The organism is Arthrobacter sp. ISL-72, assembly GCF_018613755.1.
Lineage (GTDB): Bacteria > Actinomycetota > Actinomycetes > Actinomycetales > Micrococcaceae > Arthrobacter.
Map to the genome: position 1 here is coordinate 40057 of NZ_JAGGPP010000014.1, position 21422 is coordinate 61478.

The 21422-nt window shown below is 66.9% G+C and carries 21 protein-coding genes; 11 read left to right on the forward strand and 10 right to left on the reverse strand.

All coding sequences use genetic code 11. The annotated features are described in order from the left end of the window. Positions 1 to 71: 71 nt before the first annotated feature. Both J7I92_RS14000 and acs read right to left on the reverse strand, forming a co-directional pair. The gene (locus tag J7I92_RS14000; RefSeq protein WP_214841409.1) at positions 72 to 1382 is read right to left on the reverse strand and encodes an ABC transporter substrate-binding protein; all 1311 of its coding nucleotides are present in this window, start codon (positions 1380 to 1382) and stop codon (positions 72 to 74) included. 215 nt (positions 1383 to 1597) lie between these two features. Next, on the reverse strand, positions 1598 to 3655 hold the full coding sequence (gene acs, locus J7I92_RS14005) for an acetate--CoA ligase (protein WP_214841496.1): 2058 nt from the start codon (positions 3653 to 3655) through the stop codon (positions 1598 to 1600). Positions 3656 to 4123: 468 nt separating this feature from the next. Between acs and J7I92_RS14010 the strand changes: the two genes are divergently transcribed. Genes J7I92_RS14010 through J7I92_RS14020 form a run of 3 tightly spaced genes read left to right on the forward strand, consistent with a single transcriptional unit; the run spans position 4124 to position 7116 of the window. Beyond that, positions 4124 to 5599: an ABC transporter permease gene (locus J7I92_RS14010; RefSeq protein WP_214841410.1), complete on the forward strand. Its 1476-nt coding sequence runs from the start codon at positions 4124 to 4126 to the stop codon at positions 5597 to 5599. 9 nt (positions 5600 to 5608) lie between these two features. Next, positions 5609 to 6442, forward strand: coding sequence for an endonuclease III (gene nth, locus J7I92_RS14015; RefSeq protein WP_251039924.1), 834 nt, complete (start codon positions 5609 to 5611; stop codon positions 6440 to 6442). After that, a complete protein-coding gene (locus J7I92_RS14020) occupies positions 6439 to 7116 on the forward strand; it encodes a CoA pyrophosphatase (protein ID WP_214841411.1) in 678 nt (225 codons plus the stop codon). Before nth ends, J7I92_RS14020 begins: the two co-directional genes overlap by 4 nt. 23 nt (positions 7117 to 7139) lie before the next feature. Here J7I92_RS14020 and J7I92_RS14025 read toward each other — a convergent pair whose 3' ends face one another. Next, positions 7140 to 7340: a YegP family protein gene (locus J7I92_RS14025; protein ID WP_214841412.1), complete on the reverse strand. Its 201-nt coding sequence runs from the start codon at positions 7338 to 7340 to the stop codon at positions 7140 to 7142. 158 nt (positions 7341 to 7498) lie between these two features. Continuing rightward, positions 7499 to 9205 carry a bifunctional 3'-5' exonuclease/DNA polymerase gene (locus tag J7I92_RS14030; protein WP_214841413.1) on the reverse strand — a complete coding sequence of 569 codons (1707 nt, stop codon included), beginning with the start codon at positions 9203 to 9205 and terminating at the stop codon, positions 7499 to 7501. A gap of 221 nt (positions 9206 to 9426) precedes the next feature. Between J7I92_RS14030 and ssd the strand changes: the two genes are divergently transcribed. From ssd to J7I92_RS14065, 7 genes are all read left to right on the forward strand, one after another. After that, positions 9427 to 10863, forward strand: a complete 1437-nt coding sequence (gene ssd, locus J7I92_RS14035) for a septum site-determining protein Ssd (RefSeq protein WP_396020392.1) — start codon at positions 9427 to 9429, stop codon at positions 10861 to 10863. Further along, positions 10860 to 12134: a TadA family conjugal transfer-associated ATPase gene (locus J7I92_RS14040; RefSeq protein ID WP_251039925.1), complete on the forward strand. Its 1275-nt coding sequence runs from the start codon at positions 10860 to 10862 to the stop codon at positions 12132 to 12134. The genes ssd and J7I92_RS14040 overlap by 4 nt, the downstream gene beginning before the upstream one ends. Then, a complete protein-coding gene (locus J7I92_RS14045) occupies positions 12131 to 12955 on the forward strand; it encodes a hypothetical protein (RefSeq protein WP_214841414.1) in 825 nt (274 codons plus the stop codon). Before J7I92_RS14040 ends, J7I92_RS14045 begins: the two co-directional genes overlap by 4 nt. After that, positions 12952 to 13575, forward strand: a complete 624-nt coding sequence (locus J7I92_RS14050; protein ID WP_214841416.1) for a type II secretion system F family protein — start codon at positions 12952 to 12954, stop codon at positions 13573 to 13575. Before J7I92_RS14045 ends, J7I92_RS14050 begins: the two co-directional genes overlap by 4 nt. Before the next feature lie 166 nt (positions 13576 to 13741). Next, on the forward strand, positions 13742 to 14035 hold the full coding sequence (locus J7I92_RS14055) for a DUF4244 domain-containing protein (protein ID WP_214841417.1): 294 nt from the start codon (positions 13742 to 13744) through the stop codon (positions 14033 to 14035). Then, entirely contained in the window at positions 14032 to 14544 is a 513-nt protein-coding gene (locus J7I92_RS14060) for a TadE family type IV pilus minor pilin (protein WP_251039926.1), read from the forward strand. Before J7I92_RS14055 ends, J7I92_RS14060 begins: the two co-directional genes overlap by 4 nt. Then, the gene (locus J7I92_RS14065) at positions 14541 to 14909 is read left to right on the forward strand and encodes an Rv3654c family TadE-like protein (protein WP_214841418.1); all 369 of its coding nucleotides are present in this window, start codon (positions 14541 to 14543) and stop codon (positions 14907 to 14909) included. The genes J7I92_RS14060 and J7I92_RS14065 overlap by 4 nt, the downstream gene beginning before the upstream one ends. A 25-nt stretch (positions 14910 to 14934) precedes the next feature. Here J7I92_RS14065 and J7I92_RS14070 read toward each other — a convergent pair whose 3' ends face one another. Both J7I92_RS14070 and J7I92_RS14075 read right to left on the reverse strand, forming a co-directional pair. Further along, positions 14935 to 17361, reverse strand: coding sequence for a DEAD/DEAH box helicase (locus J7I92_RS14070; RefSeq protein WP_214841419.1), 2427 nt, complete (start codon positions 17359 to 17361; stop codon positions 14935 to 14937). Positions 17362 to 17436: 75 nt separating this feature from the next. Next, a complete protein-coding gene (locus tag J7I92_RS14075; RefSeq protein ID WP_214841420.1) occupies positions 17437 to 18129 on the reverse strand; it encodes a GNAT family N-acetyltransferase in 693 nt (230 codons plus the stop codon). Between the two features lie 148 nt (positions 18130 to 18277). On the opposite strand from J7I92_RS14075, the gene J7I92_RS14080 reads away from it, so the two are divergent. Continuing rightward, on the forward strand, positions 18278 to 19171 hold the full coding sequence (locus J7I92_RS14080) for a rhodanese-related sulfurtransferase (protein WP_214841421.1): 894 nt from the start codon (positions 18278 to 18280) through the stop codon (positions 19169 to 19171). Positions 19172 to 19198: 27 nt separating this feature from the next. Here J7I92_RS14080 and J7I92_RS14085 read toward each other — a convergent pair whose 3' ends face one another. The 4 genes from J7I92_RS14085 to J7I92_RS14100 form a co-directional block, all read right to left on the reverse strand. Beyond that, positions 19199 to 19738 (reverse strand): hypothetical protein, encoded by a 540-nt coding sequence (locus tag J7I92_RS14085; protein WP_251039927.1) that lies wholly within the window; start codon positions 19736 to 19738, stop codon positions 19199 to 19201. A 95-nt stretch (positions 19739 to 19833) separates the two neighbouring features. Beyond that, on the reverse strand, positions 19834 to 20391 hold the full coding sequence (locus J7I92_RS14090; protein ID WP_214841422.1) for a hypothetical protein: 558 nt from the start codon (positions 20389 to 20391) through the stop codon (positions 19834 to 19836). Next, positions 20388 to 20909 carry a hypothetical protein gene (locus tag J7I92_RS14095; protein WP_214841424.1) on the reverse strand — a complete coding sequence of 174 codons (522 nt, stop codon included), beginning with the start codon at positions 20907 to 20909 and terminating at the stop codon, positions 20388 to 20390. Before J7I92_RS14095 ends, J7I92_RS14090 begins: the two co-directional genes overlap by 4 nt. A gap of 42 nt (positions 20910 to 20951) precedes the next feature. After that, a complete protein-coding gene (locus J7I92_RS14100) occupies positions 20952 to 21413 on the reverse strand; it encodes a hypothetical protein (protein WP_214841426.1) in 462 nt (153 codons plus the stop codon). Positions 21414 to 21422: the final 9 nt, after the last annotated feature.

Genomic DNA, 21422 nt, shown 5'->3' on the forward strand with positions numbered 1-21422 from the left:
CGCCGTCGTCGTACTTTCCCCGCCGGTCGCCGGTGATGCGGCTCATTCGGCTGGTACTGGCTGCGCTGGCCCTACTGGGCGGCGTACAGCGTCTTGGCCTGGGCTTCGAGGTTCTTGACGTCCATCTTGCCGTCCTTGATGAAGGACTGCAGGGCCGGGATCATCACGTTGTTGGCCATGGCCGGCAGGGCGTCGCGGTCGAAGAACTGGCTGATGTTTTTTGCATTCGCGATGGTGTCCGCACACGTCTTGTTCAGCGGGGTGAACTTGGACGTGTCCGTTCCCTTGGCCGTGGCGATGTTCGACGCGTCCACCGCTGCGTAGGCATCCTGGGCTTCGGAAGTTCCCAGGAACGCCATGAAGTCGCGGGCTGCCTTGTTCTCGCCGCCCTTCTTGGACAGCAGCAGGCCGTCGATGGGGGCTTCGACGGCGTCGCGGCCTTCCATGGCGATCTCGGGGAAGGCGAAGAATCCGATGTCCGCCAGGACGGCGGGGTCTGTAAACTGCTGGGTCACGAAGGAGCCCAGCAGATACATGCCAGTCTTCTTTGCCTCCAGTGCCTTGGCGGCGTCCTGCCAGGTCTGGCCGAGGGCCGCCGGGTCCTGGAAGGGGAGGAGTTCGGCCCAGGTGTCAAAGACGGCGCTGACTTTTTGCTGGTCCCAGGATTCCTTATGGGCGCAAAGGTCCACGTGGAACTGGTAGCCGTTGAGCCGCATGTTCATGTAGTCGAAGGTGCCCATGGCCGGCCAGCCGTCCTTGTCGGCAAAGCCGATGGGAATGATGCCGTCAGCCTTCATCTTGGCAGCCAGCGCCTTGAGGGCGTCGAAGGTCTCCGGAACCTCATAGCCCTTCTCGGCCCAAAGGCTCTTCCGGTAGAAGAAACCCCAGGGGTAGTTGTAGTTGGGGACGAAGTACATCTTGCCGTCAGGGCCGGTGGAGGCCTTCTTCAGGGCGTCGGAGTAGTTGTCGCCGATGCTTTCCCAGACGTCGTCGATGGGGGCCAGGAGTCCCTTCTCCGCGTAGTACTGCATGCGGTAGCCGGCGAACCAGGTGAACGTATCGTCCGGGGAACCTTGCAGGTAGGAGTTGATCTTGTTCTGGAAGTCGTTGTGCGGCACCACGTTCGTGGTGACCTTCTTCCCGGTTTTGGCGGTGAAAGCGTCCGTGACAGCCTGGTACGCGCGCTTGGGAACATCGTCCGAGGATCCTGAACCGAAGGTCAGGCCGGGGGAGTCGGAGCCTGTGGCCGAGGGGCCGCTTCCGCCGGTGCAAGCTGCGAGGAACGGGATGCCGGCCAGGCCTGCCGCGCCGACACCAACGGTCTTGAGGACGCTGCGCCTGCTCGGGTAACGGGCTTCCGAAGCATCAAACTTTGCTGCCATGCTCTCTCCCTTGAAAAATAGCTGCGTGTGAGGCTCCTCACATGTTGATGACTATAACCTCTCAAAAGCGAACAGGAAAGAACGGGAAATAACATTTTGGGTGCATTAGGTGTTTGAAACGTCACAACGCACAGCGGCCCTGTTGTTCCACCCTCTGGGGTGGAACAACAGGGCCGCGTGGCTTCCTGCTGGGGGCTTTTGCTGCCGGCTTCTTGCTATTTCCGGAGCGACTGCGCGATCTGGGACATCACCGTGTTGTCGGCAAGGGTGGTGGCGTCGCCCACTTCACGGCCCTCCGCGACGTCCTTGAGGAGGCGGCGCATGATCTTGCCGGAGCGGGTCTTGGGTAGTTCGGGGACCACCAGGATGGTCTTGGGCTTGGCGATCGGCCCGATCTCCTTGCCCACATGGTTGCGGAGCTCCTGGACGATTTCATCGCCGGAGTCCGTGGCGTCTTCACGGAGGATCACGAACGCGACGACGGCCTGCCCGGTGGTTTCGTCCGCGGCGCCCACCACGGCGGCTTCCGCCACGGCAGGGTGGCTGACCAGGGCCGATTCGATCTCCGCCGTGGACAGCCGGTGCCCGGAGATGTTCATGACGTCATCCACCCGACCGAGGAGCCAGACGTCGCCGTCATCGTCCTTCTTGGCGCCGTCGCCGGCGAAGTACATCGTCTCGAAGCGGGACCAGTACGTTTCCTTGAACCGTTCCGGGTCGCCCCAGATGCCGCGCAGCATTGCAGGCCAGGGTTCGCGGATCACCAGGAAGCCGCCGTGGCCGTTCGGCACGGACTCGCCGAGCTCATCCACCACATCGACGGCGATGCCCGGGAGCGGGACCTGAGCGGATCCGGGTTTGGTGGCCGTGACCCCCGGCAGCGGTGCGATCATCTGGGCGCCGGTTTCGGTCTGCCACCAGGTGTCCACGATCGGTGCCGGGTTCTCCTTCTTCTCGCCGTTCTTGCCGGCGTTGGCGCCGATGACGTCGCGGTACCACATCCAGGCTTCCGGGTTGATGGGTTCGCCCACGGAGCCCAGGACGCGGATGGAGGAGAGGTCGAATTTGGCCGGGATCTCCTTGCCCCACTTCATGAAGGTGCGGATCGCGGTGGGGGCGGTGTAGAGGATGGACACTTTGTATTTCTCCACGATTTCCCACCAGCGGCCCTGGTGCGGGGAGTCCGGCGTGCCCTCGTACATGACCTGGGTGGCGCCGTTGATGAGCGGCGCGTAGGCGACGTAAGAGTGGCCGGTGACCCAGCCGACGTCGGCCGTGCACCAGTACACGTCCGTTTCCGGGTGCAGGTCGAAAACGGCCTTGTGGGTGTAGGCGGTCTGGGTAAGGTAGCCGCCGGTGGTGTGCAGGATGCCCTTGGGCTTGCCCGTGGTGCCGGAGGTGTAGAGGATGAACAGCGGGTGCTCCGAGTCATGGCCTACGGCCGCGTGGTCCGGGGAGGCGGCGTCTACGGTGTCGGCCCACCAGTGGTCCCGGCCCTCATGCCAGTCCACGTCCTGGCCGTTGCGCTTAACCACCACCACGTTCTGGACGGTGTGGCCGGCCTGGGACAGGGCCTCGTCCACGGCCGTCTTCAGGGCGCTGGGCTTGCCGCGGCGGTAGGTGCCGTCGGCGGTAACGACGAGTTTGGCTTCGGCGTCGTCGACCCGCGAGCGGAGGGCGTCCGCGGAGAAGCCGCCGAAGACCACCGAGTGGATCGCGCCGATCCGGGCGCAGGCCAGGAGCGTGATCACGGCCTCGGGGATCATGGGCAGGTAGACGGCCACGCGGTCGCCCTTGACCACGCCCAGGGATTCGAAAGCGTTCGCCGCCTTCTTCACCTCGTCGGTGAGCTGGGCATACGTGTAGGTCCGGGTGTCTCCGGGTTCGCCTTCGAAGTAGATCGCGACCCGGTCTCCGAGCCCGTTCTCCACATGGCGGTCCAGCGCGTTGTACGCGGCATTGACCTCGCCGCCGACGAACCACTTGGCGAAGGGCGGGTTGGACCAGTCCAGGGTCTCGGTGAAGTCCTTGCTCCAGGTGAGCAGTTCACGGGCCTGCCTGGCCCAGAAGGCGGGCCGGTCGGCGTCGGCTTCCGCGTAATCCGCCGCGGTGACCACCGCGTTGGCGGCAAATTCCGCCGACGGCGCGAACTTCCGGTTCTCATGGGAGAGGTTTTCGAACGCATCGCCGTTGCCGTTGCCGGCTGCGGATCCGTTGGCCGGCACGTCGGTGTGGGCAGCGGTGGCCGTGGAGCTGGGTGTCTCGTGGGACATGGTGAACCTCATCATTCATCGATCTTTGCTGCGCGGGACCGCCGTCACCGGGCCGCAGCCGGGCCGCAGGCGCGGCGTCGGGCAGCGGCTGATCACGGCTGTACCGCAAAGAGCTGTTCCGAAATACACACTAATACCTGCCCCGGACAGCACGTGTGCCCGGTCACATTGTGAGCCGTGAGCGGCGTTTATTAAGCGGCGAATGGTTGCAGAATCGGCACCCCCACGGTACTGGCGCGGGTTCTGACGGGATACTCTCACCCGGCGAACAGAAGGGTGTGGTAGGCCAATTCCGCGGTTATTCCGCCGCGCCCACGTCCGGCCCGTCAGCTAGTGATCAGCCAAGCACTTGGCTAGGCTGAGATGAAGTTGTGACATCCAATGGAGGCGACAGGACCGCTCGCGGTTCCGTTTCTGCCTGCCGTTAGGAGGCGCTGTCCAGGGCGCCGCCGTGCTAAGGAGAACAGAATGAACCAGCAAAGCCATGGGCAACAGAAGGCCGCCCATCCGCACCCCGGTCAGGCGACCGGCCCGGCGGGTTCCGACAGGCCGGTCAACGCGGACGGGCAAAAGTCCGCGGGAAGCAGGCTGACGGCGAAGAAGAACGAAACCGTCCTCGGGCCGTTCACAGTGCGCGACCTCGCCGTCTTCGCGTCAACGCTGATTCTGTTTGTGGCGTCCCTCATCCCTATGTTCGCTTCCCGCTACAACCTGTGGAATTTGGGAAGCCTCTTCTTCCTCGGCCTGGGAATCGTCCTGCCGCTGATCGTGACCGCCCTTTTTGTGGCCCGCCGGCTTACCCCTGAGTCCAAGGTCAGGATCGGATCGTTGTCCATTGACCAGTTCGCCTCCGTGGTTGCTTCGTTTGCCCTGGCGTTCTTCTTCCTGTCGGCCGCCGGAGCGTTCGTTCCGGTCATGCTGGTGGCGCTGATCGGATCCCTGGGACTGTTTGCGGCCACGGTGCTGGCACCCTTCATTCCCTTCTTTGCCGGTGACTTCCTGGACCGTGCCGAGGTGCCGGCGCACGTCGTGGCCCGCGAATCGGCCGCGCCGTTCCGCAAGCCCAGCGCCCCGAAGGTGCCAAAGCCTGCCAAGGACCCGGGCTCCAGCACGTTGGCTGGCTGGTCGAAGCGCCTGACGGCCGGTGCCGCCGGTGGCGGGGCCAAGAACGGTACCGACCAGCACGGTGCCGCCCAGAACGGTGCCCGTCCAGGCGCCGGTGCTCCGGACGCCGGTGCTTCCGCCGGCGAAGTCCGGCACGGGGCAACCGAGCTGGGTGTTGCCAGGCAGGCTGACGCGACGCCGGCCGGTGCCGCCGCAGCCCAGACCGGTGCCGCCGCAGCCCACACAGGTGCCGCCGCAGCCGCCACCGGTGCAGCGGCAGGCGCAACAGGTGCAGCGGCAGGCGCCACGGGTGCAGCGGCAGGCGCAACAGCCGCAGGTTCCGAAGCTGCCCGCCTCGGAAGGGACGCCTCGCCCGCAACGCAGGCGGCCGACGTCGTGCCCTCCGCCGCAGAGCAGACGCAAGCCGCCGCCGTCGCCCCTTCCGCTCCGGAGGCCCAGGCAGCGGGCGCGCCCGCCGCGGTTAACCAGCAGACCGGCGTTCCCGCAACAGGTCCTTTGCCGGCGTCGGCTCGGGCGGCGTCGCTGCCGGCTGAAACGATGGTGAACCCGCAGGTGCGGTCGCAGGAACCCATCCGTGCCACCGTGGACCCGTCCAGCCGGCCCGAGGAGCACGAGGAGCAGCCCGTCCACGAGGCATTCTGGTTCGCCGTCGCGCAGCCCCGCACCGCCGTGGACGAACGGACGGGCATGCCCGCGTTCATTATCGAACCCGGCGGATGGGTTCTGGCACTGGAGGACCGCGGCCACGAATTCCTGGTGCAGCACACTGACGGCCGGGTAGGGGTCCTGCGCGACCTCAGCAACATCGAGCGCGGCTAGCCGGGTCCGATGTCGATCGATTCCGGCACTCCGGAGCCGGGCAGCACCACCCCGCGGGTGTCCGGAGAATCAACGCTGGCGCTGAAGCGGCGCGCCCGCAGGATTAACCGGGCGCTCGCCGAGCTCTATCCCTACGCCCACGCCGAACTGGACTTCCGCAGCCCCTTCGAGCTCCTGGTGGCCACGGTGCTCTCGGCCCAGACCACCGACGTCGTGGTCAACCAGATCACGCCGATGCTGTTCGCCCGGTATCCGGATGCCAAAAGCATGGCCGAGGCGGACCCGGCCGAGCTCGAAGTGATCCTCAAACCGACAGGTTTCTTCCGGGCTAAGGCGCGCAACGTCATGGCGCTGTGCAACCGGCTGGTCGACGAGTACGACGGCGAGGTGCCGCCCAGGCTCCAGGATCTGGTGACGCTGCCGGGCGTCGGGCGGAAAACTGCCAACGTGGTCCTGGGCAACGCCTTCGGCATACCCGGAATCACCGTCGACACGCATTTCGGCAGGCTGGCCCGCCGGTTCGGCTGGACGGAATCGGACGACCCCGTGCGGGTTGAAGCCGACGTGGCAGAGCTGTTCGAACCGAGGGACTGGACCATGCTTTCGCACCGGGTGGTGTTCCACGGGCGGCGCGTCTGCCATTCACGCAAACCGGCGTGCGGGGCATGCGCGGTGGCCACCTGGTGCCCCAGCTACGGGACAGGGGAGACGGACGCGGAAAAGGCCCGGAAGCTGCTCAAGTATGAACTGGCCCCGGGGCAGGAAGCCCTCCTGGCCCAGCTGCTGGCCGAAACACACCGGGCTGCTGAAATCCGCATGGAATCCCAGAAGCGGGCGAAATGACCGCCCGCCAGGATCTCATTGACCTGGTTGCCGCCATCGAAGCCGGGAACGGCCCGGCGCGCAATCCCTACTGGCGCGAGCTCAGCGTCGATGACACCGTGGCCCGCAAGGCCGCGGTGCTGATGCTCTTCGGTGCGCTGGACAACGTGCCGGCGGCTTCGGGAAAGCCCCTGGCTCCCGCTGACCTCGACGTCCTGCTGTTGGAACGCGCACATACCCTGGACGACCACCCCGGCCAGGTGGCGTTTCCGGGCGGCGGGATCGATCCCGGCGAGTCGCCCATCGAAGCGGCCCTGCGGGAAGCGGAAGAGGAAACGGGACTGGATGCAGCAGGCGTGGAGGTTCTGGGTGCCATGCCGCAGCTGGCCCTGCCCCGCGGGAATTTCCTGGTGACGCCGGTGCTGGCCTGGTGGCACTCGCCCTCGCCGGTCCGTGTGGTGGACTATGGCGAATCGGCCCAGGTTTTCCGCATCCCGGTCCGGGACCTGCTGGATCCCGACAACCGTGCCATGGCCACCGTCAGCCGTGCGGGCCAGACCTTCCTTAGCCCGGCCTTTGTGGTGAACAAGCTGGTGGTCTGGGGTTTCACCGGGATGGTCCTGAACGAACTCTTCGATCATCTTGGCTGGTCGGTGCCTTGGGACCGGACCCGGCTGCACCCCATCGACGTGTGATTTGCCGCCGAGGTTGTGACGGGCTACCCCGACGCCAGTTCGCGCCGCGAACGGTTGACCACAAGTCCTGTGGCCGCGTTTTCACGGACGGCATTAATACCTGCGACGACGCCTCTCAGCGTCTTGAACCGTGGCGAAACCGCCACCAACGTGCCGTCTTCTGCCGTAAGGCGGAAGTAGAAAGCGTCTTCTTCCGCATTAACAATTTCAAATGTGCCAGCCACTTATAGTGCCTCCCCAAATAACAATGCATCATTGCATCGGCCGGTCCTTGTCGGTGCTGCACTGCCACTGCTGCGAACCGGCTAATTGAGCTTAACCGGGAGGTGAGGCAGTTCACAAAGCTACCAGCGGGTACGTTACAGGACGTGTCTTATAGGGGCTACTTGGCCTTGTCGTAGGAGTCCACCACGGCCACGCTCACCGGAAATTCCACCGGGATCCGCCCGAACAGTAGTTCCTTCGCGGCAGCAGCCGCCTCCTCGATGGCCTGGATGCATGCGTCCACCGACTCGTCAGGGCAATGCACCATCACTTCATCGTGCAGGAAGAACACGAGCTCGCCGGCGGGTTTTCCGGCCGATCTCAAGCCGCGGAGCCGCCGCCGTAATTCGGCCAGCCAGCAGGCAGCCCAGTCTGCGGCCGACCCCTGGACCACGAAGTTGCGGGTGAACCGGCCGCGGGAGCGGGCGAGCGCGTCGGCCCGCCGTTGCTCTTCGGCTGTGGTGGACTTCTGGCTCTGCCGCCAGCGGTCCGACGGCGGCGGGCTGCTGCGGCCCAGCCGCGAAGTGACGGTGCCGCCCGCTTCACCGTCCCGCGCGGCCTGTTCCACGAAGCCGACGGCGCGCGGATACGTGCGGCTCAGCTGCGGCATCAGGCGCCCCGATTCGCCCGTCGTGGCGCCGTAGATCGCGCCAAGCAACGCCACCTTCGCCTTGGCACGGTCACCGCCGAAACCCTGGGCTGCGATGCCCGCGTAGAGGTCCTTGTCCCGCGCGGCTTCGGCCATTTTGGAGTCCTGGGCCAGGGCCACCAGGACCCGCGGCTCAAGCTGCGAGGCGTCCGCCACGATGAGTTTGTAGCCCGGGTCGGCGTGCACGGCGCCCCGGATCTGGCGGGGAATCTGCAGGGCACCGCCGCCGCGGGATGCCCACCGCCCGGAGACGACGCCTCCCACCACATACTCCGGCTGGAAGCGGCCGTTGTTAACCCAGGCGTCCAGCCAGGCCCAGCCGTTGGCAGTATGCAGCCGTGACAGCTTCTTGTAGGCAAGGAGCGGTTCGATGGCCGGATGGCTTGATTGCTTCAGCTCCCATTGCCGCGTGGTCTTCACCTCGATGCCGTTCCGGTGCAGCGCACGCATGAGTTCCTGCGGCGAATCCGGGTTCAGGCCGGGCGAGTTCAGGAGCCTTCGGAGCTCTGTATTCAGCGCCTCGAGCTTGGCGGGCCGATGTCCCAGCGGTGGTCGGGGGCCCAGGTAGTCGGCGAGGATCCGTTCGTGCAGTCCTTCGCGCCAGGGTACTCCGGTGTGCTGCATTTCCGCGGCGATCATGGCTCCGGCCGATTCCGCGGCCAGCAGCAGCTGGAGCCGCTGCCTGCGGTTGGCCTCCGTGCTCGCCTGTCTGAGTGCTTCCTGCTGCGCCGCGTACTCGGCGCGCAGCTCCTCGAGGGAGTGGCCCGGCGCACGGCCGAGCCCGGAGTCTTCGAACAGCGCCCCCTGGTGTGCCGGCGGGGGCGGCGGTTGGAGGCTGCGGGGCGTCTGCTGCGAATCGTCGTCCTGCGTGAGCTTTTCCGCGTTGCGGGCGTAGGCGGTGTGGGCGGTGAATTCCGAGTGGGCCAGGATGGCGCCGCAAAGGGCGAGGTCGTAGCAGCGCTCCAGCTCCACGCCCTTCGCCAGCAGCGCGGGGTACCAGTCCTGCGTCCGGTGCCAGATCCAACGGGGGCGACGCTTTTCGAGTTCACGTACGACGCCGGCCAGCTGGCCGGCGCTGATCAGGCGCGGTTCGGGGTTGCCCGGGGCAGGTGACCCGTCCGCGGTGAATTCCTGGAGGGCTGCGCCGCCAGCGTGGGCGGACAGCAGCAGATACATACCCCTAATTCTGCCTTGCGGAGTGCGGTGCTTTGCGCCGCGGCCCGGGCCGCAGCGCGCCGCGCACCGCGATGGCGGGCGGCTTGCCCGCGGGCGGGGGTTTTCGTTGGCGCAGGGTGGCGCCCGTCGCACTATCCCTCCACAGGTGCGCGTTAGCCTTCTTGTCCACATGGCGCGAAGGGCATCTGTCGGTCAGGAGGGTTGCCCGGAACAGTGGCAGGATGAGCAGGCAGCATCTTCAAGAACCCACGCCGGAAATGACCGGACTGCGCACCGCGGCTTCGGGTGCCGACACCGGGGCGGCAATAGGACCTCCCATAGCTGCTGCCCCGCCGGCCCGCCGTGATGGCCGGGCCGGAACCGCAGAACCGGCCGCGCCGGCACGCCGCGCTTCCTGTGCTGCCCCGCCCGCACAGCCGGACGACGGCGGCGATCGCCAGGGAACCCGCGGCCGGGATAGGCCCGGTGCCGGGCAGCGGAATGCGGGTCGCAAGTCTGCCGGGGCCAGGCACCCCGAAGCAGACCCCGCACGCCGCCTTGTCCCGGCCGCAAGGAGTGTTCCTGCTGCCAAGGATGCGCCGGTGGGCGTGAGGGCTCCGGGCGCGTGGCTTCCGGCAGAGTCGGCCGAAACGCTGCTGGTGACGGGCTTTGATTTCTTGCGGGGTGAGGTTGAACGGATCGTAGCCGCGGCCGGCGGCCAGCTTCGCGTGGCTGTTGATGCCACCGAAGCGGCTCCGTTCTGGGACACCGCGGCCGTTGTGTTGGTGGGCAGCGACATCCGCGAATTGCCCCCGCGGCGGCGGGCTCCTGCCGTGCTCGTAGGACTGGGCGGAGAAGGCGACAGCCTCTGGCACCTTGCTGCCGCCCTGGGTGCGGAGCGCGTGGCGGTGCTCCCGGATGCTGCCGCATGGCTGGCTGAGTACCTGAGCCGCTCCAGGTCTCCCGAAGCCGGCGGCCTCGTCCTGGGTGTGACCGGCGGCTGCGGCGGCGCCGGCGCCACCACCGCTGCAATCTGGATCGCCCAGGCGGCGGCGGAGTGGGGAGCCCGGGTTTTGTTGATCGACGGCGACCCTTGGGGCGGCGGGCTGGAACTTGCCCTGGCTGCAGAGGAATCTCCCGGCCTGCGCTGGACCGACCTATCGGACGCGAGCGGGAGCATCGATCCGGAGCAGCTGTCCGATGCCCTCCCGGTCGCGGGCGGGTTCTCCTTCCTGTCCTGGCCGGGCAGCCGCGAACGCCAGACGGGCGTGGAAGCGGCAACCGTCGGCGGTGTTCTCGATGCCGCCCGCAGGGGGTACGAACTCGTGCTGGTGGACATCGGCCGCGGAACGGAACCGCTGCGTACCTTCGCCTGGGACTGCGACCGCATCCTCGTGGTGGCGCCGGCCCAGCTGAAAGCCGCGGTTTCCTCGGCCCGGCTGCTGCAGGAACTCCCTCCGGTGGAAACGGCATTGGTGATCAGGGGCAAAGCAGGCGCCGTCCTGGACGGGCCGCTGATCGCCGAATCCGTGGGGCTGCCCCTGCAGGGACTCGTCCCGGAGGTAAGAGGCACCGCCAACGCCACGGAACTCGGCCGCTTGCTGGAAATGGGCCGCCGGCGCACCGTACGCCGCTTCGCTGCCTCGGTCCTGGACCTGCTGAGCGGTGAGCTGCCATGAGCATGCCCTCGCAGCCGCCGGGGGTGTCCAGGTTTCCCGGTCCCGGCGGAGGCACCCGACGGCGGCAGAACCGTGCTTTGGACGCGGGCCTGCTCGAATCCGTCCGGGAATCAGTGATGGCTGACTCCGGCCCGCTGACCCCGTCCCGGGTCGCCGCCGCGGTTCAGGCCACAGGAAAACTCCTGGGAACGGCAGGGTCGCTGGCTGCCGTCGAGCGGATCAGCGCGGAACTCAACGGCCTGGGACCGCTGCAGGTGCTGACCAGGGATCCCTCTGTCACGGACATCTTCGTCAACGGCCCGGATTCCGTCTGGCTGGACCGGGGAAACGGCCTGGAACATGCAGGGGTGTCGTTTTCCTCCGAAGCGGAAATCCGCGCACTGGCGTCCAGGCTGGTGGCAGCAGGCGGGCGGCGCCTTGACGACGGCTCGCCGTGCGTGGACGTCCGGCTCGAGGCCGGGTACCGCATCCACGCCGTCCTGCCGCCCATTTCTACGGCAGGAACCCTGTTGAGCGTCCGAATCCGGCGGAACGAGGTGTTCACGCTGGATGAACTCCGGGAGGGCGGCATGTTCGGTTCCCTTGTCCAGGAGGTGCTGGAACGCATGGTCTCCCGTCGGTTGAGTTTTCTGGTCAGCGGTGCCACGGGCTCGGGCAAGACCACTTTGCTCTCCACTCTTCTGGGACTCTGCCATCCCGGCGAACGCCTGGTCCTCATCGAGGATGCATCCGAACTGAACCCTGTCCATCCGCATGTCGTGTCGTTGGAATCGAGGCACGGAAACCTCGAAGGGGGCGGTGGCGTTGACCTCGCCGAACTGGTCCGCCAGGCCCTCCGGATGCGGCCGGACCGGCTGGTGGTGGGGGAATGCCGCGGGGCCGAAGTCCGCGAACTGCTCACAGCCATGAACACCGGCCACACCGGCGGAGGAGGCACCATCCACGCCAACACTGCAGCTGCCGTGCCGGCGAGGCTGACGGCCCTGGGCGCCCTCGCCGGCATGGGACAGGACGCCATGCGGCTGCAGGTCGCCAGTGCCCTGGACATTGTGGTGCATGTTGAACGCTTCCGCGGCGGACGCCGGGTGGCATGTGTCGGCGTCGTCGACGACGGCCCGCACGGACTGGAGGTCTCGGTGGCCATAGCTGCGCACGCAGGTACGCTCAACCTGGGACCGGCATGGCCAGGGCTTGCGCGGAGGCTGGGCCTTGACACCGAGGTCAACATTGACGCCGCATCGGGCCCGGCTGCGTATCAGGAAAGCACATGATGATCCTGCTGATCGGGGCACTGGCTGTCGCTGCCTGGCTGGTGGCCAGGCCTCCCGGCGGCCGCTCAGGGAGGATCCGCGCCGCCCTCGGCACTCCGCATCCGCGCCGGGCCCGGAGAAGCGGAGCCCGCGAGGGGACCGGCGAAAGCGGCGGCCCGCCGGAGGCCCCCAGGTTCAGCCTGGCCGTGGGGCGTGCCCTGTCCCGCCAACGGGCCGCGGCGGTGCCGATGACAGTTATCGTGCAGCAACTGGCGGCACTGTTGAAGGGTGGCCGGACGCCGGCGAGGCTCTGGGAAGAACTCTGGCTGGTGTATTCACCGGATGAGGAAACCGGGGCAGCCGACGGCGGGCCCGGACTGACGCCGGTGACCCGGTCGATGATAGTGGTGGCCCGTGCGGCTGCGACGAGGGGCTCGCCCGTTGCCGGTGCGATCAGTTCAGCGTTAGGCACTGGCTTCTCCGGTAACAACAACCGCGAACTGAGAATCTGGGGCGAGCTGGCTGCCTGCTTTGAGATTGCGGAAGCCAGTGGTTGTCCGTTGGCTGATGTCCTCACCCGCTTCGCCGCGCAGCTTGAGGTGGAGGATGATGCCGAAGCAGCCAGGCAGACAGCCCTTGCCGGGCCGAAGGCGACCGTCACACTCCTGACCTGGCTGCCGCTTCTGGGCCTCGGACTGGGAGTCGCCCTTGGCGTGGACCCGCTCGCCATCCTTCTAGGCACACCGCTTGGCACGGCTGCACTCGCGGCCGGCATTGCCCTGACGGTGGCCGGACGGATTTGGTCCGCCCGGCTCGTCCGCACCGCCATCGGATCACCATGACACCCGAATGGCTGCCTTCCCTGGTGGTCGCCCTGGCGCTCGCCGGTGCAGCGATGCTGGTACTGGCCGGCAGCGGCAAGGCCCGCCGCAGACTCCGCAGGCATCATCTGTTGGGTCAGGACCGGGCAGATCAAGGCAGTGTGGGCGGCGGAACGGCCGGAGCCCCGGAAATGCAGGCACACGGGGGTCTGCGGGACACCGCCATGATGCTGGAACTGGTCGGCGCCATGCTCGATGCCGGGTCCGGGATCGGGCGGTCGCTGGAGCTGGTTGCTGGGGCTGCCTCACCTGAGTACCACCAGTCGCTGCGGCCGGTTGTCTCTGCCTTGGCAATCGGGGCGGACTGGGAAACGGCCTGGCGCAGTTCCGAGACCCGCACTCCGGAACTCTTGGTCCTGCGGCAGGCGCTGGGCTTCGCTGCCCTGACAGGCGCTCCATCATCAGCCATCCTTTACGCCCAGGCCGCCAGACTCCGGCGGGAGCGGTTCCGTGCCGCGGAGAAGCGCGCTGCCGCCCTCGGCGTGAGGCTGGTGGTGCCGCTGGGCCTCTGCTCGCTTCCTGCCTTTATCTGTCTGGGCGTGGTGCCGGTCCTGCTGGCCATGCTTCCTTCCGGAACCTGACTTGGAGGCACCCGGCAGCCGCTGCCCTGCCGGCCGAGTGTTCCTCCACAGCCACGACCGCACCGGTTTTTCCACTTAGCCGAACCCGTCCCTTACCGGCCTTTTCAGGAGCCGGGAGAGTCGACTCAGCCGGCAATTCCGCCGGAAACCAACGAAAGGAAATGCCATGTCAATCACTTCCGATAACCGCCAGTTCGCCCAGCAGGACTCCTCCCGCGCGGACCGCCCGGAGGATGCCGAAGTCAGGGAGATCTATCCGGGAGCCAGCTATGCTGCCCCGGTTTCCGGCCGGCGGCGAAGCCGACTCATGGGATCCGAGGTGGGAATGGCTACCGCTGAATATGCCATCGCCACCCTGGCGGCTGTGGGCTTTGCCGGCATCCTGGTGTTCATCCTCCGCAGCGACGAAGTCCGGGGGTTCCTGCTGAACCTGATCCGGACGGCGCTGGCGTTGCCATGACCCGCAGGCTCCACCAGGGGGCACCACCAGCCAAGGAACCCGGTGGTTCGGGGAAGGACCGCGGAGCTGTCACTGCTGAATTCGCCGTTGCACTTCCGGCGGTCCTTCTTCTGCTGGCCCTGCTGCTCGCGGGCTCGGCGGCCGGGATTACGCAGCTGCGGCTCGAAGAAGCGGCAAGGGCAGGGGCGAGGGCGCTGGCCCGAGGGGAGGACGCCGGAGCCGTTGACGGAATCGTCCGGCAACTCGCGGGTGCCTCAGCGTCATCGTCGGTGGTGGCCGAAGGCGAATGGCTCAGCGTCACGGTGTTCGCCAGGGTCTCCGGGCCGGTCGGCTCGATCGTCCCGTGGACATTGTCGGCCCGGGCCTTGGCCCGGAGCGAAACCCCGGAGTCAGCAGGCGTCCGTTCGCCGGTCTTGCGGTCCCAAACCCAGGGGGACCCGGCGAGGGAGGAGCAGACACGGGAGACACAGCTGAGTGAGGAGCAGCGGCTAGCTGCTGCCGCCTCATGACCTTGCCCGGAAATCCTTCGCAAGGTGCCCGCGAGCGCGGTTCAGGAACGGTTCTTGCGGCCGGGCTGGGGATGCTGGTGATGGTGGCCATGGCGCTGATGCTCTTACTGGCCCAGTCCGCCGTGATGGCCTCAAGGGCCGCGGCGGCCGCGGATCTGGCAGCATTGGCGGCCGCAGATGCACTGCGCGGAATCAGCCCGGGGGTGCCGTGCTCTGTGGCTGCCGAGGTCGCCGGCCGGCAAGGCGCCAGAATATCGAGCTGCACGGAAGGGGGAGGAAACACCGTGGAGATTAGAACCGAGCTGTTGAGCCGCAGCATGTTCGGAGCGGCCACCGGCCATGCGAGGGCCGGTCCGCCTCCCTGATCGTAGCGGGACGGGCTGATCGGGCTCAGGACCGGGTTGCGTGCTCTTCCGTCCGCAACGGGTCGGTCAGGGGAGCTGCCGGCTTCTTAGCGATCCGCCCGGAGGTCTCCTCGGTGGCGTCCTTAAGCAGGACATTGATCAGCGTGATCGCGGCGGCCTTGTCCAGGGGGTTGTTCTTGTTGCCGCACTTCGGCGACTGCACGCAGGAGGGACAGCCTGCATCGCATTCGCAGGCCGCGATGGCATCGCGGGTCGCGGAAAGCCACACTTGTGCCTTGTCGAAGCCGCGTTCGGCAAAGCCGGCGCCGCCGGGGTGCCCGTCGTACACAAAGATCGTGGGCACCCCGGTGTCGGCATGGATCGCAGTGGACACTCCGCCGATGTCCCAGCGGTCGCTCGACGCCACGAGCGGGAGCAGCCCGATGGCCGCGTGCTCGGCCGCGTGCAGTGCGCCGGGGAACTGGGCTTCGATCAGGCCGGCCCCGGTCAGCGAACGGTTGTCCACCACAAACCAGACAGCCTTCGTGAACAGGTCCCGGGCACCGAGCTCCAGCGGTTCCTCGCCCAGGATCTCATTCGAAATAAGCGCCTTGCGCTGAAAGGAGACCACCTGTGTTGTCACCTTTACGTCGCCGAAGTGCACGGCGACGTCGCCCCATTCCGCTGTCCGCTGCGTCTCCAGAACTTCGATCTGGGTCACGTCACGGGCTGTGGTGTAGTAGTCGGGGTTGGCGCGGCGCACCATCACGCAGTGGTCGGCCTCGTTCAGGTCTTCCACAACATAACTGTCGCCCTGGTGCACGTACACGGCTCCGGTGTGGGCCTGGTAATGCGTCTGAGGGGAGTCCATCGTGCCAAGGAGGGAACCCGTTTCGGCGTCGACGATGCTCACCGGACCGCCGCCGTCGGCCCGCAGGTTGACCATGGCCGCCGCGCTCTGCGGGTGCGTCCAGAACCAGCCGGCCGGACGCTTGCGCAGGTAGCCCTGGGACACGAGCTGGCCCAGCAGTTTCTCCGCGGTGGGCCCGAACAGCTCCAGCTCGGCGTACCCCAGCGGAAGTTCGGCGGCAGCCGCGCACAAATGCGGCCCCAACACATACGGATTGGAGGGATCGAAAACAGTCGCCTCGACGGACACGTCAAAGATGGCTTCCGGATGGTTCACCAGGTAGGTGTCCAGCGGATCGTCGCTGGCCACAAAGGCGGCGATGGCGTCCTGCCCGGCGCGACCCGCCCGGCCGATCTGCTGGAAGAGGGACGCCCGCGTCCCGGGCCAGCCGGCCACCAGGACGGCGTCCAGCCCGGAGATGTCGATGCCGAGTTCGAGGGCCGACGTACTGGAGACACCCAGCAGTTCCCCTGACCGCAGCGCCCTCTCCAGCGCCCGCCGCTCCTCGGGCAGGTAACCGGAACGGTAGGCGGCCACCCGCTGGGGAAGGCTGGGATCCACCTCGTCCAGCAGCCGCTTGGTGATGGCGGAGATGGTCTCCGCGCCGCGACGGGACTTGATGAACGCAATGGTCCGGATACGGGAGGAAACCAGGTTCGCCAGCAGGTCGGCGGTTTCAGCGACGGCCGTCCGGCGTTCCTTGGCACCGTTCTCACCCCGCAGTTCCGTCAGGGCAGGCTCCCAGAAGGCCACTGTGGTGGAGCCGTGCGGCGAGGAATCCTCTGACACGGCCCGGACCGGCGCCCCGATGAGCCGGCCGAAGGACGTGCCCGGTTCGGAGGCCGTCGCCGAAGCCGCGATGAACACCGGGCCCGGCTGTGATGTGTCGGCGCTGTAATACGCGCAGATCCGCCGCAGCCGGCGCATCAGGTTGGCCACATGGGAGCCGAAGACGCCGCGGTAACTGTGGGCCTCGTCCACAATGACGTACTTGAGCCGGCGGAAGAAGCTGGCCCACCAGGCATGGTTGGGCAGGATGCCGAAGTGCAGCATGTCGGGGTTGGCCAGGATGACGTTGGCGTGGTCCCGGATCCAGCGCCGCGACGCGGGGTCCGTGTCGCCGTCGTACGTTTCAGCCCTGACGGTCGGCAGCCTGAGCGACCGGATGGCCGCGAGCTGATCGGCGGCCAGGGCCTTGGTGGGGGAAAGATACAGGGCCACGGCGCGGTCGTCGTGGATTTTGCCCGGCTCGGAGAGCACGCGCAACTCCGAACGGTGGATCGCATCCAGGGCAGGCAGCTGATAGGCCAGCGACTTACCGGAAGCGGTGCCGGTGGCGATCACCACGTGCTCGCCACCGTGGGCAAGCTCCGCGGCCTGGACCTGGTGACGGTACGGCTCATGGATCCCCAAGGAACCGTAGGCGCTGATGAGGTCGGGGTGTGCCCAGTCCGGCCATGGCTCATTGACGGCCCGGCGGGCCGGAATGGTGCGGACATGACGCAGCTGTTCCGGTTCCGGGCCACGGCCCAGCAGCGGAATCAGGGAGTCATGGGGGTTCACTTCAACATTGTTTCATCCGGACTCAAATCGTCCGGCATTAACAACAACATAACAGCAGCCCAGCTTGACGCAGTGTCAGCCGACGGAAAGATCCGCACCTTCGTCAGAGGAGGAAAGCATCAGCACGTGGCACAACGTCGTCCAACCCAGGTGCGAGTAGAGCTTCTGCCCGTCCAGGGAGGCCAGCAGCAGGCCGTTTTCAACATCGTGCTCGAAGGCCTGCGCCGCGAGCGCCCTCATGATGAAGCTCCCCAGTCCGCGCCGTTGAAAGGCGGGCTCGACGATGATCTTGTCGAATACCGCGGTGTGTCCCACCACGAACACTCGACCGCTCGCAGCCAGGGTGTCACCGGAGCGCACCACGGCATGGTGGACTCCGTCCTCATTGGACGTGCTGATCTTCAGGTCATCATCGGCCAGCCAGGGGTCTTCGGAGTCCTGTGTTTCCATGTCCACGATCATCATCGTCTGGGACGCGGAGGTTACGTTCAGCCCCTGCTGCCCGGCAAGGTAGTGATACCGGGCGACGTCGTTGGTGAGGATCGTGAGGATCCGGGCCTCGGCCTCGGCCGTCTTTGCCGCAAGCTCCGAGAACTCCGTGTCCGAGGGATCATGGGCGAAGAATTCCCACTCCCTCGTGGTGTCCGCACGCAGGACGGCGGGGAAGCGGCCTTCCATTCGCGTCTCGTAACCCCGGCAACCGGCCCATCCGGTTACCCAGATTTCCACGAGGCGTGTGATGTCTTCAACCAAGGCGTCTGGGCTCATGTGATGAGAGTATTCCAGCCCTGCCGTAAGTAACAGGGGTATGCTCCGGTGAAGAGTCCTTGCTTATGGAATTGTGACCGGGCGAGCCTCTGCGGTTGCGGAATGGTCCCGGTTCCGGGGCCAATGGGCAGGAAGTACCCTTAAATACGTGGCTTTGAACCGAATTGTGCTCTTTTACGGCTTTACTCCGATCGCCGACCCCGACGCCGTGCGCCTCTGGCAGCGCGCCCTGTGCGAGAAGCTGGGCCTGACCGGCCGCATCCTCATCTCCAAGGACGGCATCAACGCGACGGTCGGCGGCGAACTGAACGCCGTCAAGCAGTACGTGAAGACCACACGCGAATACAAGGGCTTCCACGGCATCGACGTCAAATGGTCCGAGGGCGGAGCAGCGGACTTCCCCCGCCTCAGTGTCAAGGTGCGGGACGAGATCGTTTCCTTCGGCGCACCGGGCGAGCTCAAGGTGGACAAGAACGGCGTGGTCGGCGGCGGCACCCACCTCAAGCCCGAAGAGCTTCACCAGCTGGTCGACGCCAAGAAGGAAAGCGGCGAGGACGTGGTGTTCTTCGACGGCCGCAACGCCTTCGAAGCGCAGATCGGCAAGTTCAAGGACGCCATTGTCCCGGACGTCGCCACCACCCACGACTTCATCAAGGAACTCGAGTCCGGCAAGTACGACTCCCTCAAGGACAAGCCCGTGGTCACCTACTGCACCGGGGGGATCCGCTGCGAGGTGCTCTCCAGCCTCATGGTGAACCGCGGCTTCAAGGAGGTCTACCAGCTCGACGGCGGGATTGTCCGCTATGGCGAAACGTTCAAGGACCAGGGCCTATGGGAAGGTTCGCTCTACGTTTTCGACAAGCGCATGCACCTCGAATTCAGCGAGGAGGCCAAGACCATCGGCGAGTGCGTCCGCTGCTCGGCACCCACGAGCAAGTTCGAGAACTGCTCCAATCCGAGCTGCCGCACGCTGACGCTCTACTGCCCGGATTGCGCGTCCAGCCCTGAAACCCTCCGCTGCCCCGAAGGCTGCGCGGCCTAGCTGGTACCGGTCGGAGAAGCCGCATGGTCAGAGCCGGCTGACCCGGAAGGCGAAGTTCGCACCGGACTGCGCGGCCACCTCCACGCTGAGCACCGCATCGTTGGACACGTGGATCACGTTCACGCGTGATGTTCCGCACCGCACGCTCAGGTCAACAAGCGCAAGCTCGCCGTCCCGCACGGTGAACGACACCCTGCGCGGGCTCTTGCAGGCGAGCGTCAGCGAGTACGTGCCGCTGGGCAGTTGCCCGGTGCTTTCCCTGCGAGTTGTGCCGGGCTCCAGCAGGCCGAACCCTGTGTGGAAAACCTGGCCCTCGGTTTCCGGGAGGACCTGCTCAACCCACCGGTCGAGTTCCGCCCCGGTGACCGGCAAATTCCGGCGGGGGTCCTGCGGCAGCGCTGCATCGGTGAAGCGCGGCGCCGTCGCGCTGGGCAGCGGGCCGCGCCCGTCGTCGTATACGTACTCGCAACCGCTTAACGCTGCCCCGGCAGCCAGCGCACCGGAAAGCACGACGCCGGCCGCCGCGGCCGCCCGCCGTGGCACCCGGGGTGCCTGCACGGTGTGCATACTCTGACTTTAGGCCTGCTGCCACCCCCAAGCCATAGACGGCCGGACCCCCTGCTTATGCACGTCCAAGCGTCGTGCGGTATCTCCCCGGCCCCCTACGGCACGGGGTCCGAAATCCGCATGGCCCCCACCGCTGCCGGGTATTCACTGCTTTCGTCCCGACTCCCGAGATAGGCCGTAAAAGGACTGGTTCCCAGCTCAATCTGCTGGCTGATCCGTTCTCCGCAGGGCACGTCGATCTGCCGCGAGCCGCCGGCGGTTCCGCCCGATGTGATCACCAGCCGGGCCCCGGCCCCGCCCACACAAACGGCGGTGACGGTATAGGCACCGGCCCGCGTGAGGACTCCGTCGTAGGCGAAACCGCCGCCTGCGCCGCCCTGACCGCTGATACCTCCCGCACCACCGGCCGAGCCCATCGGAACGTCCGCCAGCATCAGTTCGACGGCGGCCATGTTCCGTTCCAGCTCAGCCTCAAGCTTGGGATCCGGCGAAGCGAAGGGAACTGGGTTGGCGCCCAGGCTGCGTACCGGCCGGTCGGCGGGTCCGGACGGCTCCGCCCCGGTTTCGTCGGCATATTCGCAACCGGCCACGCCCGCCATCAGGGCGCCGGCCACCAGGAACACTGCGAGCTGTGGCCACCGGCCCGCCCTCACCGTGATGTCTCCTGGTCCCACGCGGCCGGACCGGGATCCAGCCTAACGCCGGTGAATACGTGCGGCGCGTCCGTGAGCGGCACGATTTCCGCGCTAATCCTGCCGCCCTGATGGTCCAGGTACACCACCTTGCCCGTGCCGCACCCGAATGTCGTCCGCTCCGGTTCGGCATTCCCCAGGCGCACCACCAGGTCAGCGGCGGGCGCCGCGACGCACGCGGCCGTCAGGATGTATGTTCCGGCCGGAATTTCCGCGCTCCACGATGCCGCACTCGCTGACGCGTAGGGCAGTCCGCTCCCGTCCGGAAAGCCAAGAATTTCCGTCAGCGCGTCAATGGAGCCCTGCTGGCTTTCCTGGGCACTTTGGCCGCCGGAACTGGAGCTCGACGGCGGGGAATCAGCAACCCTGGGCTCATCGCTGTCGCTGCTGTACTCGCAGCCGTTCAGGCCCGCGGCGAGCAGGCACAGAACCGGCACCAGTGCGAGGCCTATCATCCGCTTCCCCCAGAGAGCTGGCATATCCCTGAGCTTACGCGCCTTGGCTGCCGGTGCTGTTGACCCCTAGCTTGCTGCAGCCAGATGGTAGGCGTAGATGAGCGGAGCGTCCACGCTGGAGGTGCTGATCTGCACGGGGCCCGTTGCGGGAATCGTGATTTTGGCGCGCTCCCGGCTGCCGTTGCAGGCGGCCCCTGCTTCCGCAATGGGGGTACCGCCCGCAGAGACCGAGAAGAAGGCCTTGCCGCCGCCGTCGCACGTCATGGTCAGCGAGTACACACCTGCCGGAACATCGGCTGCGTCCTTCACCAGCGGCTCGCGGTTGAGGATCTTGCCGGCGTCCTCAAGCACGATCCCGCTGGCCGTCGGCAGGGCCGTGGCTTTCCAGGCGGGGACGTCCGCGTTCTCTACGGAGACCGCCGAGGAGCAGCCCGAGGCAGCCAGCATTAGGCAGGCGCCGGCAGCCGCCGCACCGACGAAGCGCACGGGTGCTGTCGGCCGGAAAGGCCCGGATGAACGTGAAAGCATTCCTCCAAC

Coding starts and splice junctions, on each gene's coding strand:
- J7I92_RS14000 (WP_214841409.1), bottom strand. CDS start 1,382: ATGGCAGCAAAGTTTGATGCTTCGGAAGCCCGTTACCCGAGCAGGCGC.
- acs (WP_214841496.1), bottom strand. CDS start 3,655: ATGTCCCACGAGACACCCAGCTCCACGGCCACCGCTGCCCACACCGAC.
- J7I92_RS14010 (WP_214841410.1), top strand. CDS start 4,124: ATGAACCAGCAAAGCCATGGGCAACAGAAGGCCGCCCATCCGCACCCC.
- nth (WP_251039924.1), top strand. CDS start 5,609: ATGTCGATCGATTCCGGCACTCCGGAGCCGGGCAGCACCACCCCGCGG.
- J7I92_RS14020 (WP_214841411.1), top strand. CDS start 6,439: ATGACCGCCCGCCAGGATCTCATTGACCTGGTTGCCGCCATCGAAGCC.
- J7I92_RS14030 (WP_214841413.1), bottom strand. CDS start 9,205: ATGTATCTGCTGCTGTCCGCCCACGCTGGCGGCGCAGCCCTCCAGGAA.
- ssd (WP_396020392.1), top strand. CDS start 9,427: ATGAGCAGGCAGCATCTTCAAGAACCCACGCCGGAAATGACCGGACTG.
- J7I92_RS14040 (WP_251039925.1), top strand. CDS start 10,860: ATGAGCATGCCCTCGCAGCCGCCGGGGGTGTCCAGGTTTCCCGGTCCC.
- J7I92_RS14045 (WP_214841414.1), top strand. CDS start 12,131: ATGATGATCCTGCTGATCGGGGCACTGGCTGTCGCTGCCTGGCTGGTG.
- J7I92_RS14050 (WP_214841416.1), top strand. CDS start 12,952: ATGACACCCGAATGGCTGCCTTCCCTGGTGGTCGCCCTGGCGCTCGCC.
- J7I92_RS14055 (WP_214841417.1), top strand. CDS start 13,742: ATGTCAATCACTTCCGATAACCGCCAGTTCGCCCAGCAGGACTCCTCC.
- J7I92_RS14060 (WP_251039926.1), top strand. CDS start 14,032: ATGACCCGCAGGCTCCACCAGGGGGCACCACCAGCCAAGGAACCCGGT.
- J7I92_RS14065 (WP_214841418.1), top strand. CDS start 14,541: ATGACCTTGCCCGGAAATCCTTCGCAAGGTGCCCGCGAGCGCGGTTCA.
- J7I92_RS14075 (WP_214841420.1), bottom strand. CDS start 18,129: ATGAGCCCAGACGCCTTGGTTGAAGACATCACACGCCTCGTGGAAATC.
- J7I92_RS14085 (WP_251039927.1), bottom strand. CDS start 19,738: ATGCACACCGTGCAGGCACCCCGGGTGCCACGGCGGGCGGCCGCGGCG.
- J7I92_RS14095 (WP_214841424.1), bottom strand. CDS start 20,909: ATGCCAGCTCTCTGGGGGAAGCGGATGATAGGCCTCGCACTGGTGCCG.
- J7I92_RS14100 (WP_214841426.1), bottom strand. CDS start 21,413: ATGCTTTCACGTTCATCCGGGCCTTTCCGGCCGACAGCACCCGTGCGC.